Here is a 15,139-nt window from a genome sequence, read left to right as displayed (position 1 = left end):
GAAGAGGGGTTGCGGGATCGGTCGGTGCCGGTGTGATCGGGAAAGGGCCGACACGGGTCCGATCGGCGCTTCGTGCCGCGGAGGGCGATCCGCGCGAGCCGGTCGTTCCCACCCGCGACGGCGGGCGCGGGGCCTCAGCAGGCGGCGACGTTGACGGCGAGCCCCCCGAGCGAGGTTTCCTTGTACTTGGCCTGCATGTCGTGGCCGGTCTGGCGCATGGTCTCGATCACCTCGTCCAGGCTCACCCGGTGCTGGCCGTCGCCGCGCAGCGACAGCGAGGCCGCCACCACCGCCTTGTTGGCGCCGAAGGCGTTGCGCTCGATACAGGGCACCTGGACGAGGCCGGCGATCGGGTCGCAGGTCATGCCGAGATGGTGCTCCATGGCGATCTCGGCGGCGTTCTCGATCTGGAGGGCCGAGCCGCCGAGCGCGGCGGCGAGCCCCGCCGCCGCCATCGCCGCGGCCGAGCCGACCTCGCCCTGGCAACCGACCTCCGCCCCCGAGATCGAGGCGCGGGCCTTGATCAACCCGCCGATGGCGGCGGCGGTGAGCAGGAACTCGCGCCCGCGCTCGTCGCTCCAATCGGGGCAGAAGTCGCGGGTGTAGCGCAGCACCGCCGGCACGATGCCGGCCGCGCCGTTGGTCGGCGCCGTCACCACCCGGCCGCCCGAGGCGTTCTCCTCGTTCACGGCCAGCGCGTAGAGGCTGATCCAGTCCATGATCTCGTGGGCCGGGCGGCTGTTGGAAAGCTTCGTCGCCTCCAGCGACTCGTAGAGCCGCTTGGCGCGCCGCCGCACCCGCAGGCCGCCGGGCAACTCGCCGTCCATGCGCAGGCCGCGCTCGATGCAGGCGAACATCGCATCCCGGATGGCGTCGAGGCCGGCATCGATCTCCTCGTGCGTGCGCAGGGTCAGCTCGTTGGCGAGCTGGATCTGCGGGATCGTCAGCCCGGTGCGCAGCGTCAGGTCGAGGAGTTCGCGGCCGCTGCCGAAGGCGAGCGGGGGCGGCTCCTGCCCGGCATCCCCGGTGGACGCCGCCTCGGCCTCCGCCGCGGTGACGACGAAGCCGCCGCCGACCGAGTAGAAGATCTGGTCTTCAAGGAGCGCATCCCCGGCATCGTAGGCGCGAAAGCGCATGCCGTTGGTGTGCAGCGGCAGGATGTCCTTGAAGTTGAAGACGAGGTCGCGCTCGGGCTCGAAATGGACGCCCGGAATGCCGAGATCGCCGGTGCGGCGCAGTTCGTCGGCGAGCGGCGCGGTCCGGTCGGGATCGATGGTGGCGGGCGCGTGGCCCATGAGCCCGAGCAGGATCGCCACGTCGGTGCCGTGGCCGCGGCCGGTCCAGGCGAGCGAGCCGTAGATCTCGGCGCTTACCCGGGCCACGCCGCCGCGGGCGAGCACGGTCTCGCGGAACCGGCGCGCGGCGACCATCGGCCCGACGGTGTGGGAGCTCGACGGACCGATCCCGATCTTGAACAGATCGAAGGTGCTGATCATCGGGTCCGTTGCTTTCTCTCGAGTGCCTCTCCCCAGGGTCTATGCAAGTTCGGGGGGAGGCGCGTCACGACAGGATGTCAGTGCGCGGCGGGTCCTTCGACACCGAAGACGGCCTCATTGAGGAAGCCGTGGACGTAGATCGAGAACGAGCGCCAGCACTCGACGCGGTAGAGCGGTGCGTTCGTCGGGCGCAGCAGCACGATCTCGGCCTTGCCGAGCAGGGTGCGGGTGGCGCTGCCCGGCGGGAAGCCGGTCTCGGACAGGTCGAGCGGGCAGCCGGCATTGAGGACCGCCGCCGCCTGCCGGCCCGAGACGTCGATGCCGACATTGCGGTGCGAGACGTCGACCAGAGAATGGGACAACCCGGCGAGCGCCTCATGGATCCGTCCCTGGAGGAGGTCGGCATCGGCCTCCGGGCCGCCGACGAGCCACTCGTCGGGCCCGAGGCGGGCGAGCCAGGTCTCGCCGTCGGTGCCGAGCGTGTTGATCGGCGTCTCGAGCGCGAGCCCGGCGAGTTTCGGCGCGGCGCCGTCGGCGAGCCGCACCCGCAGGGAGAAGCGCGCCTCGGCGCCCGCGGGCCGGACCGATACGCCCGAACCGGTGGCGGCAGGGCGGGACTGTGCGCCGAGCGGCAGGGCGCGGGCGGCGCGGTAGCGGGTCTCAAGCATGGATGCGCTCCCCCTGGACGTCGAAGAAGACCGGTTCGCAGACGGTGACGCGGGTGAACCCGTCCGGCGTGGTGACGTGGAGATGGCCGTTCATGCGCTCCCGGCCGCCCTCGACCAGGGCCAGCGCGATGGAGCGTCCGCAATTGGCGCTCCAGTAGCTCGACGTGACGTGGCCGAGCATGCGCATCGGGATCGGCTGGCCCGTATCGGCGACGATCTGCGCGCCCTCGTCGAGGACGAACGTCGGATCGTCGGTCATGAGCCCGACGAGCTGCTTGCGGTCGGAGGCCACCACGTCGGGGCGCGCCAGCGAGCGCTTGCCGACGAAGTCACCCTTGGCCTTCGGGATCATGCCGGCCATGCCGACATCGTCCGGGGTCACCGTGCCGTCGGTCTCCTGGCCGACGATGATGTAGCCCTTCTCGGCGCGCAGCACGTGCATCGTCTCGGTGCCATAGGGCGTGATGCCGTGGGCTTGGCCCGCCTCGAACACCGCCTCCCAGACCGCGCGGGCGTGGTCGGAGGGCACGTTGATCTCGAAGCCGAGTTCACCGGTGAACGAGACGCGGAACAGCCGGGTCGGCACGCCGCAGATCGTGCCCGTCCGCATCGCCATGTGCGGGAAGGCCTCCGGCGACAGGTCGATGTCGTCGACCAGCGGCGCGATCACGTCGCGGGCCTTCGGGCCCTGAAGCGCGATCACCGCCCATTGTTCGGTGGTCGAGGTCAGGAACACCTCGAGGTCGGGCCACTCGGTCTGGAGGTAGTCCTCCATGTGGGCCAGGACGCGGGCGGCACCGCCCGTCGTCGTGGTGACGTGGAAGCAGGCGTCCGAGACGCGGGCGACGACACCGTCGTCGAGGATATAGCCGTCCTCCTTCAGCATCAGCCCGTAGCGGCAGCGGCCCGGGGCGAGCTTGGTCCAGGGGTTGATGTAGAGGCGGTTCATGAACTCGGCGGCGTCGCGGCCGACGATCTCGATCTTGCCCAGCGTCGAGGCGTCGAAGATGCCGACCCCCTCGCGCACCGCCTTGCACTCGCGGGCGACCGCGGCGTGCAGATCCTCGCCGTTCTTCGGGAAGTACCAGGCGCGCCGCCACAGGGCGACGTTCTCGAACAGGGCGCCGTGGGCCTCCGCCCATTCGTGGATCGGCGTGGTGCGGATCGGATCGAACAGGGCGTGGCGGGCGGGGCCCACCAGCGCGCCGAAGGTCACCGGCGTGTAGGGCGGCCGGAAGGTGGTGGTGCCGACCGCCGGCAGCGCCTTGTCGAGCTGCCCGGCGACGATGCCGAGCGCGTTCATGTTCGAGGTCTTGCCCTGGTCGGTCGCCATGCCGGTCGTGGTGTAGCGCTTGACGTGCTCGATCGACTGGAAGCCCTCGCGCACCGCGAGCTTGATGTCCTTGGCGGTGACGTCGTTCTGGTAATCGACGAAGGCGCGGACCTTGGCCGGGTTCGCATCCGTCGGCATGATCCGCACCGGCTGGAAGCCGGTCAGCGTCTGCGTCGCCTCGAAAGCTTGCCGCGCGTCCGAGCCCGCGGCGGCGGCACCGGCGGCGAAGCCGTCCGCGAGGCAGGCGGCGAGGTCGTAGCGGCCCCGCGCCGCGCCGGCCGAACGCTCGGCCTGGGCCGAGACGCTCGGCACGAAGGCATCGATGGCATCGTCGTAGGCGAGCTTGCCGCGGGACTGCGAGAACAGGTGGACGGCGGGCGTCCAGCCGCCGGACATGCCGACGCAGTCGCAGGGGAGAATGCGACGGCCGCCGCACCGGCCGTCGCTCCCGACAGGCGCCACGACGAGACCCGTGACGCGCTTCCGGCCCTTCGATCCGACCACGGTTTGGCCGGTCAGCACTTCGGCCCCGGCGGCGCGCAGGCGCGCCAGTTCCGGCCCGCAATCCGCTTCCAGGCGCAGATCGACGAGGGTGACGTCGAGGCCGGCGGCCCGCGCGTCGAGCGCGGCCTGGTAGGCGGAGGCGCCGCTCGTGGCGAAAACGAGCTTGCGGCCCGGCGCCACGCCGTAGCGGTTGAGGAAGACCCGCACGCTCTCGGCGAGCAGGATGCCCGGCCGGTCGTTGTCGGCGAAGACCAGCGGGCGCTCTTGGGCGCCGCCGGCGAGCACGACCTCGCCCGCCCGCACCTGCCACAGGCGCTCGCGGGGCGCCTGACCCGCGGCGGACGACAGGTGGTCGGTGACGCGCTCGGTCATCGCCACGTGGTTGTGGTTATAGTAGCCGAAGGCGGTGGCGCGGGGCAGCAGGATGACGTTCTCGCAGGCATCGAGTTCGGCCAGCGTCTCGGCGAGCCAGTCCGCCGTGGAGCGCCCGTCGATCTGCGAGGTGGTGTCGTGCAGGAGCGCGCCGCCGGGCTCCGCGCCCTCGTCGGCGAGGATGACGCGCTTGCCGGTGCGCGCTGCTGCGAGCGCGGCGGACAGGCCCGCCGGGCCGGCGCCGACGATCAGCACGTCGCAATGGGCGTGGCGGTTGGCGTAGCGGTCGGGATCGGCCTCGGTCGGCGCCTTGCCGAGACCGGCGGCGGCGCGGATGAAGGGCTCGTAGACCCGATCCCAGAACGTCCGGGGCCACATGAAGGTCTTGTAGTAGAAGCCCGCCACGAAGACCGGCGAGAGCCAATCGTTGACCGCGCCGACATCGAATTCGAGCGACGGCCAGTGGTTCTGCGAGGTCGTGCGCAGCCCCGAGCGCGCCTCGACCACGGAGGCGCGGTTGTTCGGGTCGACCCGGCCGGGGCCGCGATCGACGGAGAGCAGCGCGCTCGGCTCGTCGGGGCCGTGGCTCAGGATGCCGCGGGGGCGGTGGTACTTGAACGAGCGCCCGACGAGGTGGATGCCGTTGGCCAGCAGCGCCGAGGCGACGGTGTCGCCGGCGAATCCGTGGACCGGCTTTCCGTTGAATTCGAAGACGATGGGGCGGGTGCGGTCGATGCGTCCGCCGCGGGACAATCTGAACGGCTGTGCCATCTCACGTCCTCGTCTCGCTCTTGGTTTCGGAGCCGGGCCTTGCGCCCATCGGATAGGTCTCGAGGAAGTGGTCGCTCACCGTGTCGCGCCGGGCGTTGAACCAGCGGCCGCAGCCGTGGACGTGGCACCAGCGCTCGGCATGCACGCCCTTGGGGTTGGCGCGCACGAACAGGTGCTCGCTCCAGCCGCCGTCATCGACACTCATCGGGTCGGCGGGGCGGGCGATGTGGGCTTGGCCGCCGCACCGGAACTCGGTCTCGGGCCGTTTGCCGCAATGGGGACAGGCGATCAGCAGCATGGTTCGAGCTCCCGACGGATGCGGATCAGTGCGCGACGGCCGCGGCGGCGGCCTCGTCGATGAGGCGGCCGGTGCGGAACCGGTCGAGGGTGAAGGGGGCGTTGATCGCGTGCGGCGTGCCGGTCGCGAGGGTGTGGGCGAAGACGTGGCCCGAGCCCGGGGTCGCCTTGAAGCCGCCGGTGCCCCAGCCGCAATTGACGAACAGGTTCTCAACCGGGGTCTTGCCGATGATCGGCGAACGGTCCGGGGTCACGTCGACGATGCCGCCCCAGGAGCGCAGCATCCGCATCCGGGTGAATTGCGGGAACAGCTCGCAGATCGCGTCCAGCGTGTGGGTGGTGATGTGGAGGCCGCCCTGCTGGCTGTAGGAGGTGTACTGGTCGGTGCCCGCGCCGATCACCAGTTCGCCCTTGTCGGATTGCGACAGGTAGGCGTGGACCGCGTTCGACATCACCACGCAGGGGAAGCACGGCTTGACCGGCTCGGAGACCAGCGCCTGGAGCGGGTAGCTCTCCAGCGGCATCGACACGCCGGCCATCGCCATCAGGGTCGAGGTGTGGCCGGCGGCGACCACGCCGATCCGGCCGGCGCCGATGAAGCCGCGGGTCGTCTCGACGCCCACCGCCGCACCGGAGGCGTCGCGGCGGATGCCGGTGACCTCGCAGTTCTGGATGATGTCGATGCCGCGGGCGTCGGCGCCGCGGGCATAGCCCCAGGCCACCGCGTCGTGGCGGGCGGTGCCGGCCCGGCGCTGGAGCGCGCCGCCGAGGACCGGGTAGCGCAAGGAGCCCGAGATATCGAGCGGCGGGCAGAATGCCTTGCACTCTTCCTTCGAGAGCCACTCGTTGTCGATGCCGTTGAGGCGGTTGGCGTAGACGTGGCGCTTGAAGCTCTGGACGTCGTGGATGTTGTGCGCGAGCATCAACACGCCGCGCTGGGAGAACATGACGTTGTAGTTCAGCTCCTGGCTGAGACCCTCCCAGAGCTTGAGCGCGTGCTCGTACATCGCCGCGCTCTCGTCGTAGAGGTAGTTGGAGCGGATGATCGTGGTGTTGCGGCCGGTATTGCCGCCGCCGATCCAGCCCTTCTCCAGCACCGCCACGTTGGTGATGCCGTGCACGGTGGCGAGATAATAGGCGGTCGCCAGCCCGTGCCCGCCGCCGCCGACGATGACGACGTCGTAGCGGGGCTTGGGCTCGGGGGCGCGCCACTGGCGGCCCCAGCCCGTATGGCCCCGCAGGGATTCGGAGAGTAGCGACGTGAGGGAGAAGCGGCGCATCGGTCGACCTCGCGGTGTTGACGGATCATGGTCCGCGCCCCGCGGCGGGGCTTGATCGACGGCGACCGCGAGTTTGGGATTCCCGACTTCGATCGATTTCCCGGCCTGTCCCACCGAAAGGCCGCGGCGCGGCGTCAACCGGCCCTGTTCGGTTGAATGCTTCGCGCAGCCGGTCGACCGACAAACCGGATGACGTGCCCGATCACGCGGCGGTGATCCGAGGGGCAAACAAGAATTATTCTATTGCCTTCGACGGCCGATCGGAGATTAAGTTCCGGTGTGGGCGTCGCCTTTGCGGAGGTGCCGCGTCCGATCGACCGTGCCGGGCACAGCCGGAGCGACCCCGAATCGCTTCCCCGCCGGCGCAGGATCGGACCGGCACGCGACTTGCCCACCAAGCCGCGGCACAGGCCGACAAACGGTGGTCGGGATGGAAATGACGATCGCGGCCGGGGCCACATGCCCGGCAGGTGTTGCTGCGGCGAGCGAGGCCGTGACCGGGAGAGCCATCTCCGTCGGTTTCATGCTGGTCGATCGCTTCTCGATGATCGCCTTCTCCTCGGCGATCGAGCCCCTGCGGCTCGCCAACCGCGCGGTCGGCCGCGATCTCTATCGCTTCTCGCTGTGGTCGGAGGACGGCACCAAATGCACCGCCTCGAACGGGATCGAGGTCAAGGTCGCGGGCCGCTTCTGCGATGCGCAGGACTTCGACATGCTGGTCGTGTGCGGCGGCATCGACATCCAGCACCCCGATCACCGCGCCCTCCATTCGGCCCTGCGCCGGTGCAGCGCCCGCGGGGCGGCGATCGGCGCGGTGTGCACGGGCACCTACGTGCTGGCCAAGGCCGGCCTCCTCGACGGATACCGGGCGACGATCCACTGGGAGAACCTGCCGGGCCTCGTCTCGGAGCATGACGGGCTGGAGATCGGCTCGGACCTGTTCGAGATCGACCGCAACCGCTTCACCTGCGCCGGCGGCACCGCGGCGGCCGACATGATGCTGTCGCTGATCATGCGCGACCACGGGCCGAGCGTGGCCTCGGAGGTTGCCGACCAGCTCATTCACCACCGCATCCGGGAATCCGGTGAGCGTCAGCGGATGGACCTGCGCATGCGCCTCGGGGTCTCGCACCCGAAGCTGCTGCGGGTGGTGGGGCTGATGGAAACCTCGCTCGCCGAGCCGCTCGGCAGCCAGGAACTCGCCGACGCGGTACAGCTCTCGACCCGCCAGCTCGAGCGGCTGTTCCTGAAATATCTCGGCCGCTCACCGGCCAAGCACTATCTGCGCATCCGCCTGGAACACGCCCGCACCCTGATCCGCCAGACGGCGATGCCGCTGCTCTCGGTGGCGTTCGAGTGCGGCTTCACCTCGGCCTCGCACTTCTCGAAGGCCTATCTCGACTGCTTCGGCCAGCCGCCGAGCGCGGAGCGGAAGGCGATGCAGGGACACGCCGCCGCCCGCGTCTGAGACGGTTTCCGCTCGATTCGTTCGGACGACGCCTCGCGATGACGGGTGAGGAACCGATCCGCTCAACGCGGCGCTGGATGATGCGGCACCCCGTTGAGCGTGGGTGGCCGTGTGCCGAGGCGGACCCACAACGGGATCGGACCCCGGGGGCGGGCTTGGAAAGCGAAAACGCCGGCTCCCAGGGGAAGCCGGCGCGCCGCTCACGAGAACAGCGATCCTAGAGCATCGTGCTGGAAATCAAATCCAGGACGATGCTCTAGCCTCTTGTTTTCGCATCGTCCCGAAAGTCGGAGGCCACCTTTCGGGATGATACTCTAGAAATAGTAGCCGATATTCATGATGAACCGCGACTTCCAGCGGTTCTCGCCGCCCTGGGCGAGGCCGTCGTTGAATTCGCCGACGCCGACATAGGGGTCGTTCCGGCCGATGGCGGCCTCGGTGTAGATGATCAGGTTCGGATCGGCGGTCAGGGTCCAGGCGCCGCCCAGCGTGAAGCGCTCGCTGGCCCGGAAATTCGCCTTGTCCTTGTAGAAGGCGCTGAAGCCGGCGAAGGGCACTACGGTGAACGGGCCGATCGGATCTGGGACCTTGTAGGTCACCTCCGCCGAGACGAAGTTACCGCGCGCCGCGAGGTTGTACGAGAAGTCGAAGCCGCCGACCGTGACGAGATCGTTGCGGAAGGGGTTTTTCGGGTCGATGTCCTGGCGGACATAGATCGCCTTGAAGCCCCACGGGCCGTAGGTGCCGAGCGCGTGCAGACCTTCGAGCTGCTTGGTGCCGGTCTGGCGCGTATCGAAATTGTAGATGTCCGAGTGCCAGATCGAGGCGCCGAAGGCGAGCGAGGCGGTGTCGTTCTTGAGGACGAAGTACTCCGCCCGGCCGATGAACATGTTCTGTTCGGCGTTGTTGGTTCCGAACGTGACGTAGGGGTCGGCCCGGACGATCGCGGTGGCGTAGCGCGCGCTGTCCGGGCTCAGGCCGAAGGCGTTGGGGGCGGAGCCCGGATAGAACCCAACCTGATAGTTGAGGTCCGGCTCGACATGCGAGAACTTGACGCCGAGATTGTACACTTCCTCCAGGCCCATGGTGAAGCCGAGCGTTTCGAGGAAGCTCGTCCCGAAATACGGGGTCAAGCCGAAGGGAGCTTGGTTGATGCCGGCGGTGATGCTGTCTTCCGGCGTGAACTTATAGCCGACATAGGCCCACATCGGGTAGCTCACCTCGCCCGGATTGCCGCGATAGCCGCTGCGAGGGCCGTAGATCGAGCTGCCGCCGTAGAACCGGTACTGGGCCGAGCCGAAGATCGTATCGGAATCGTAGGTGGCCTTGAGCGCGAGGGTATCGAAGTCGAAATTCTCCCGCGCCTTGCGCACGCCGCCGCGGCTGGCATCGTCGAAGCGCCAGTCGTAGCGGGCGCGGATGGCACCGCCGAAGGTGAAGGTCCCCGAGTCGGTCTTGCCCTTCGGCGGCCCCAGATCGAAATTGCTGCGGGATTCGGGCGTGTAGCGCGGATCGGCGACGGCAACCGGCTGCTCGCTGTTGGCCTGACTGGGCTCGGCATTGACCTCGACCGGGCCCTGCGCCTGCGCCGCGGCTGTGGATGGGCACAGCATGACCCCTGCGGCACATGCCACGAGGGCAGCCGCCAAACCGTTCGCCGTCATATCCCCCAACCCCCTTGAATGAAGACCCAGGTCGCCTTCCGAGCTGTTTCCCGTCGTTTTTCTTATGTCTCGGACCGGGCCGTCACTTCAGCCAGCCATCGACCGTCGCGCGATTCTGCGCGATCCACTTCGCGGCGGTCGCCTCGGGCTTGGCGCCCTTTTCCTCGTTCTCCGCCATCACGGCTTCTTCGTCCTCGATGGTGAGCTTGAACTTCTGGAGGATCGCGTAGACCTCGGGCATGTCCTCTTTCAGCCCCTTGCGGGCCAGCGTGTTCACGCTCTCGGCCTCGCCGAAGCTCTTCTTCGGGTCGGCGAGGTATTTCAGGTCGTAGCGCGCGAACATCCAGTGCGGCGTCCAGGCCGTGACGACCACGTCCTTCTTCTGCCGCACCGCGTCCTTCAGCGCGCTGGTCATCGTGGCGTCGCTGCCGTCGAGCAGCTTGACCTTGAGGCCGTACGCCTTGATCGCCGCCTCGGAACTCTTCATCACGCCGGCGCCGGGATCGATGCCGATCACCTTGCCGTCGACCTCGGAGGCCTTTGTCGCCAGATCCTCGATCGAGTTGAGGGACGACGTGGCGGGCACGGCCCAGCCGATCCGGGCCCCCGTGACGTTCGGGCCGATCAGGTCGATGCGGTTCTTCAGTTTTTCGTAATAGGCGCCCTGCGTGACGGGGAGCCAGGCCGCGACGCTCGCATCCGCGTCGCCGGTCGCCACGGATTGCCACATGGCGGCCGCGGCGAGCGGAATCGTCTTCACTTGGTAGCCTTTTTCCTCAAGGGCGAGCTTGAGGATGTTGGTGGCGACCACCGCGTCGGCCCATTCCACGTAGGCGAGCCGGACCTGCTTGTCCGCCGCCTCGGCCGGCGGTGCGATCAGCGCAAGGCAGGCCATCACCCCAAGTATCGGAGCGCGCATGAAGTGAACCTTTCGGGCTTTTCGAGAGGTGAAGTCCGGTCCTGGACCGAGACCGAGCTTGGTCCGGGAAGTCTTGATCTTTGAGAGATCCGGCCGGTCAGTGTTCAAGTCACAATATGTCATATGTTATTCTAATGGAAGGCGAACGCAAGCGGATTCGGTTTGCCGACCGGAGATCGAGGGCTCAGGCCACACCGTGCGGACGAGCCCGGGCGGCGAGGGCCTGCGTCACGCGGTCGAGGATCACCGCCACGATCACGATGCCGATGCCCGCCTCGAAGCCGGCGCCCGCCTCGAGCCGCTGGATCGACTGCCAGACCGCGCGGCCCAATCCGCCGGCGCCGATCATCGCCGCGATGACGACCATGGAGAGGGCGAGCATCATGGTCTGGTTGACGCCGGCCATGATGGTCGGCAGCGCGAGCGGCAACTGCACCTTGAACAACTTCTGGGTCGCCGAGCTGCCGAAGGCGTCGGAGGCCTCGACGAGTTCGCCCGGCACGTTGCGGATGCCGAGCGCCGTCAGCCGGATGACCGGAGGGACCGAGAAGACGATGGTGGCAAAGCAGGCCGAGACCGCGCCGAGCCCGAAGAAGGGGAGCGCCGGGATCAGGTAGACGAAGCTCGGCAGCGTCTGCATCATGTCGAGGATCGGCGAGAAGGTCCGCCACGCCCGTCGGCTGAGCGCGAACCAGATCCCGACGGGAACGCCGATCACGAGCGCCGCGGCGGTGGCGATGGTGACGAGGACCAGGGTCTCGACCGTCGCCTGCCAGAGCCGCAGGTTCCACAGGAACAGCAGGCCGACGAGGGTCAGGAGCCCGATCTTGCGACCGCCGGCCCGGTAAGCCGCGAAGGCCGCGACCGCGATGCAGAGCCATGGCGGGATCGCGACGAGGGCGGTGGTCAGCGTTTCGATCCAGTCGGAGACGGTGCGGCTGACGGCTCGGGTCAGCCAACTGCCATGCTCGGTGAGCCAGTCGAGGCCGTTGTCGCTGAGCGTGTCGAGGGGGAATTTGGGGACGTTCCACTCCATGTCGGGGCTCCTGACGGCTTTGAGGGGATCGGGGCACCGGCATGCGGCTGACCGTGCGTGCCGGGCCGCGCGGCGAGCGCCTGCACGACGTCACGGCTCGTGATGGCGCCGATCAGGCGTCCGTTCCGGCCCACGACCGCGACGGATTCCTCGGCGGCGACCGTCGCGAGGAGGCTGTCCAGCCGGCTGTCCGCCTCGACGACGGACTGTCCGAGATCGAGCAGGCTGGAGAGGGGCTCGGTCGGCCGGGCGGAGGCGAGCCTTTCGGCGAAGATGCGGCCGACCAGCCGTCCGTCCCCGTCGGCGACGAGCCAAACCCGGTTGCTTGTGCGGCCACCTGCCCCGCCGAGCGCGGCCCGCGCCTCGGCCACCGTCTGCGTGGGGGCGAGCACGGGGGCGGAGCGATCCGCGACCTGCTCCGCCCGCAGCACGGCGGCCAGATCGATATGCTCGACGAAGCGCTCGACATAGTCGGTCGCGGGGCGGGCCACGATGTCCTCGGGCTGCCCGATCTGCACCACCTCGCCATCCTTCATCAGGACGATGCGGCCGCCGAGCGCGATGGCCTCGTCGAGGTCGTGGGAGACGAAGACGATGGTCTTCTTGAGCTTGCGCTGGAGGTCGCGCAGCTCCGCTTGCATGTCGCGGCGGATCAGGGGGTCGAGGGCGCTGAAGGCCTCGTCCATGAGCAGGATGTCGGCATCGGCGGCCAACGCCCGCGCGAGGCCCGCCCGCTGCTGCATGCCGCCCGACAATTCATGGGGATACTTCGTCTCCCAGCCCTTCAGGCCGACGAGTTCGATGGCCTGCATCGACCGCTCGGTCCGCTCCTTGGCCGGGAGCTGCTTGATCTCGAGGCCGAACCCGACATTGCCGAGGATGGTCCGGTTGGGCAGCAGCGCAAAGTGCTGGAAGACCATGCCGAAGGTCTTCTGGCGGAAGGCGAGCAAGTCCTTGCGGCCGAGCCGGGTCACGTCCACTCCGTCCACGACGATCCGGCCGCAGGACGGCTCCACGAGACGGTTCATGCAGCGCAGGAGCGTCGACTTGCCGGAGCCGGACAGGCCCATCAGGACGAGGATCTCGCCCTCTTCGATGTCGAACGAGATATCGCGCAATCCGACGACCGCACCGCAGGCGGCGGCGATGTCGCTCTTGCGCTTCCCCTGGGCGATCAGATCGAGCGCCTTGAGGGAGTTCGAGCCGAATATCTTGCTGATACCTTCAAGATTGATCCGGCCCATGGGGTGATACCTTTCGATATAAACCGATATTGTTCACGGCAGAATTTTCTGACAAGCTTATCTTCGACGATGTAAGAGTATTTCCGGCCCTTCGAGGGGGCTTGTCGTATTGCGACGCTTTATTGGCAGCGACCGACGTTCCGGAATTTTAACGCCTCGGCGACCGATCTATGTTGGTCCTTGCCGCGTTTCCGGGCAGATGTGTTCAATAAAGTTGCAAGATATGTGCGGGCCTTGTGCAGAAGGCCCGTGGTTCCCGGCCAGTCGATACGAGTCCCTGCCGGGGCCGCGCTGTACTCTGGTCGATGCCGTCATCCGGCGCTTCGCCGAGCCCGCGTGCGGTTCGCGGCCGCCGATCCGGCGCCGAACACCGCTCTGCCCACTTGCACCGAATGCGAATTCAGGCTGCAGCGCGCTTAAAACGTGGGCATGAAAGATAAAAACTTACGCAGCCCAAGAATGGTCTTGGCTTGACCAAGAAAAACGCCGGGCCTAAAACCATCATCGAGTTGATCGCTAGGGTTCCGGCATCTCTTTGATGTGTTCGGTCCGAGAGCGGTTGCCGCGGCGGGAGACATCCGCGCGGATGCACGGCGGGATAAAAGCCCGGGAGACCTCACTAGCCAGAGATTGGCAAGGGAAGGTCTTGTACAATCTCTTTCTATACGGGAAGGGACGTATGCCCGGCAGAGCCTCCAAGACAGACTTTTCGACATTTTCGGCGGATGCACGCCTGCGTGCCGTCCGACCCGCGCCGCCGACCGGCCTTCGGCTTGCCTCGGCCGCGCTCGGCAAAGGCTTCCCCAGCATCGTCCCATAGGCCGCGCCGGTGCGCGGGCGCTGCGAGCGTCTCGCGCCTGCGGTCTTCCCGATCCGCGCCCTCTTCCCGGTTCCCTTCCTGATCCCCTAGCCCGGCGCTCGTGCTCCGGGTCCCCGACGATGGGCTTTCCCGCCTGCCGCCGCCTTTCCGCGCGCTCGAAATCCGCGAGCGCCCGACAGCCGAACCGAACGTCGCACGCTGTGTCCGGCCATTCGGCCACCCCAGGAGACGAGACATGCGCATCCCGAGTCTGATCAATCCCCGTCTGATCACCGATGGTCTCACGGGCATCCGGCGCGGCCTGTCTGCAATGACCCTCGCGCTCGGCCTCCTCGCCGCGCCGGTGGCACAGGCCGCCGAGCCGCTGCGCATCGGCTACAGCGACTGGCCGGGCTGGGTGGCGTGGCAGGTCGCCATCGAGAAGGGCTGGCTCAAGGAGGCCGGCATCGACGCCAAGTTCGAGTGGTTCGACTACTCCGCCTCGATGGACGCGTTCTCGGCGGGCAAGCTCGACGCGGTGACCTGCACCAACGGCGACGCCCTCGTCATGAGCGGCAACGGCGCGCGCAACGTCATGATCCTGCTCACCGACTTCTCCAACGGCAACGACATCATCGTCGGCAAGCCGGGGGTGAAGTCGCTGGCCGATCTCAAGGGCAAGAAGGTCGGGCTCGAAGTCGGCCTCGTCGAGCATCTCCTCCTCATCGACGGCCTGCAGAAGGCCGGGATCAAGGAGGGCGACGTGACGCTGATCAACGCCAAGACCAACGAGACGCCGCAGATCCTCGCCTCCGGCGACGTCGCCGCCATCGGCGCGTGGCAGCCCATCGCCGGCCAGGCGATGCGCGGCGCGGCGGGTGCCCGCCCGCTCTACAGCTCCGCCGACCGGCCGGGCCTGATCTACGATGTGGTGACCGTGACGCCCGCGAGCCTCGCCGCGCGGCGGCCCGACTGGATCAAGCTCGTCGGCCTGTGGGACCGCGTCGTCGGCTACATCACGGACCCGAAGACGCAAGGCGACGCGGTCGCCATCATGGCGGCCAAGGTCGGGGTCGAGCCCGCCGTCTTCACCCGCTTCCTCAAGGGCACCAAGCTGCTGACGCTGGCCGAGGGCCGCGCGGTGATGAAGGATGCCGACGGGTTCGGCTCGCTCTACGGCTCGAGCCGGCACGCGGATGCCTTCAACGTCAAGTTCGAGGTCTACAAGACCCCGCAGGACGTGAAGGCCGCCATCGATCCCGCCCTCACCGACGGCAAGTGAGGCGCG

Annotated in this window: 11 protein-coding genes and 1 riboswitch; of the genes, 2 read left to right on the top strand and 9 right to left on the bottom strand. The window is 68.3% G+C overall.

The genetic code is table 11. From position 1 onward, the window contains the following. Positions 1-134: 134 nt before the first annotated feature. The 5 genes from Y590_RS17975 to Y590_RS17955 all read right to left on the bottom strand — a co-directional run bounded on the left by Y590_RS17975 (position 135) and on the right by Y590_RS17955 (position 6,721). Positions 135-1,496, bottom strand: coding sequence for an L-serine ammonia-lyase (locus Y590_RS17975; protein WP_060771047.1), 1,362 nt, complete (start codon positions 1,494-1,496; stop codon positions 135-137). A gap of 77 nt (positions 1,497-1,573) precedes the next feature. Further along, positions 1,574-2,164 (bottom strand): sarcosine oxidase subunit gamma, encoded by a 591-nt coding sequence (locus Y590_RS17970; RefSeq protein WP_060771046.1) that lies wholly within the window; start codon positions 2,162-2,164, stop codon positions 1,574-1,576. Next, entirely contained in the window at positions 2,157-5,144 is a 2,988-nt protein-coding gene (locus tag Y590_RS17965; RefSeq protein WP_060771045.1) for a sarcosine oxidase subunit alpha family protein, read from the bottom strand. Before Y590_RS17965 ends, Y590_RS17970 begins: the two co-directional genes overlap by 8 nt. A gap of 1 nt (position 5,145) precedes the next feature. Then, positions 5,146-5,442 carry a sarcosine oxidase subunit delta gene (locus tag Y590_RS17960; protein WP_060771044.1) on the bottom strand — a complete coding sequence of 99 codons (297 nt, stop codon included), beginning with the start codon at positions 5,440-5,442 and terminating at the stop codon, positions 5,146-5,148. A gap of 25 nt (positions 5,443-5,467) precedes the next feature. Next, positions 5,468-6,721: a sarcosine oxidase subunit beta family protein gene (locus Y590_RS17955; RefSeq protein ID WP_060771043.1), complete on the bottom strand. Its 1,254-nt coding sequence runs from the start codon at positions 6,719-6,721 to the stop codon at positions 5,468-5,470. 436 nt (positions 6,722-7,157) lie between these two features. On the opposite strand from Y590_RS17955, the gene Y590_RS17950 reads away from it, so the two are divergent. Continuing rightward, positions 7,158-8,189 carry a GlxA family transcriptional regulator gene (locus Y590_RS17950; protein WP_060772353.1) on the top strand — a complete coding sequence of 344 codons (1,032 nt, stop codon included), beginning with the start codon at positions 7,158-7,160 and terminating at the stop codon, positions 8,187-8,189. 314 nt (positions 8,190-8,503) lie between these two features. Here Y590_RS17950 and Y590_RS17945 read toward each other — a convergent pair whose 3' ends face one another. From Y590_RS17945 to Y590_RS17930, 4 genes are all read right to left on the bottom strand, one after another. Further along, positions 8,504-9,853, bottom strand: coding sequence for a putative porin (locus Y590_RS17945; RefSeq protein ID WP_060771042.1), 1,350 nt, complete (start codon positions 9,851-9,853; stop codon positions 8,504-8,506). A gap of 82 nt (positions 9,854-9,935) precedes the next feature. Then, positions 9,936-10,772, bottom strand: coding sequence for a glycine betaine ABC transporter substrate-binding protein (locus tag Y590_RS17940; RefSeq protein WP_060771041.1), 837 nt, complete (start codon positions 10,770-10,772; stop codon positions 9,936-9,938). A 184-nt stretch (positions 10,773-10,956) separates the two neighbouring features. Continuing rightward, positions 10,957-11,808: an ABC transporter permease gene (locus Y590_RS17935; protein WP_060771040.1), complete on the bottom strand. Its 852-nt coding sequence runs from the start codon at positions 11,806-11,808 to the stop codon at positions 10,957-10,959. After that, positions 11,724-13,052, bottom strand: a complete 1,329-nt coding sequence (locus Y590_RS17930; protein ID WP_060771039.1) for a quaternary amine ABC transporter ATP-binding protein — start codon at positions 13,050-13,052, stop codon at positions 11,724-11,726. The genes Y590_RS17935 and Y590_RS17930 overlap by 85 nt, the downstream gene beginning before the upstream one ends. 505 nt (positions 13,053-13,557) lie before the next feature. Further along, a riboswitch (guanidine-I (ykkC/yxkD leader) is annotated at positions 13,558-13,667 on the top strand. Positions 13,668-14,107: 440 nt separating this feature from the next. Here Y590_RS17930 and Y590_RS17925 point away from each other — a divergent pair. Then, complete coding sequence (locus tag Y590_RS17925) at positions 14,108-15,133, top strand: ABC transporter substrate-binding protein (protein ID WP_060771038.1); 1,026 nt, start codon at positions 14,108-14,110, stop codon at positions 15,131-15,133. Positions 15,134-15,139: the final 6 nt, after the last annotated feature.

Source organism: Methylobacterium sp. AMS5 (assembly GCF_001542815.1).
Lineage (GTDB): Bacteria > Pseudomonadota > Alphaproteobacteria > Rhizobiales > Beijerinckiaceae > Methylobacterium.
This window is presented reverse-complemented; position numbering and strand designations above follow the sequence as displayed.

Bases quoted from the DNA above. Each gene is read 5' to 3' on its own strand.
- Y590_RS17955 (WP_060771043.1), bottom strand. From the start codon at position 6,721: ATGCGCCGCTTCTCCCTCACGTCGCTACTCTCCGAATCCCTGCGGGGC.
- Y590_RS17925 (WP_060771038.1), top strand. From the start codon at position 14,108: ATGCGCATCCCGAGTCTGATCAATCCCCGTCTGATCACCGATGGTCTC.
- Y590_RS17935 (WP_060771040.1), bottom strand. From the start codon at position 11,808: ATGGAGTGGAACGTCCCCAAATTCCCCCTCGACACGCTCAGCGACAAC.
- Y590_RS17945 (WP_060771042.1), bottom strand. From the start codon at position 9,853: ATGACGGCGAACGGTTTGGCGGCTGCCCTCGTGGCATGTGCCGCAGGG.
- Y590_RS17950 (WP_060772353.1), top strand. From the start codon at position 7,158: ATGACGATCGCGGCCGGGGCCACATGCCCGGCAGGTGTTGCTGCGGCG.
- Y590_RS17930 (WP_060771039.1), bottom strand. From the start codon at position 13,052: ATGGGCCGGATCAATCTTGAAGGTATCAGCAAGATATTCGGCTCGAAC.
- Y590_RS17975 (WP_060771047.1), bottom strand. From the start codon at position 1,496: ATGATCAGCACCTTCGATCTGTTCAAGATCGGGATCGGTCCGTCGAGC.
- Y590_RS17965 (WP_060771045.1), bottom strand. From the start codon at position 5,144: ATGGCACAGCCGTTCAGATTGTCCCGCGGCGGACGCATCGACCGCACC.
- Y590_RS17970 (WP_060771046.1), bottom strand. From the start codon at position 2,164: ATGCTTGAGACCCGCTACCGCGCCGCCCGCGCCCTGCCGCTCGGCGCA.
- Y590_RS17940 (WP_060771041.1), bottom strand. From the start codon at position 10,772: ATGCGCGCTCCGATACTTGGGGTGATGGCCTGCCTTGCGCTGATCGCA.
- Y590_RS17960 (WP_060771044.1), bottom strand. From the start codon at position 5,442: ATGCTGCTGATCGCCTGTCCCCATTGCGGCAAACGGCCCGAGACCGAG.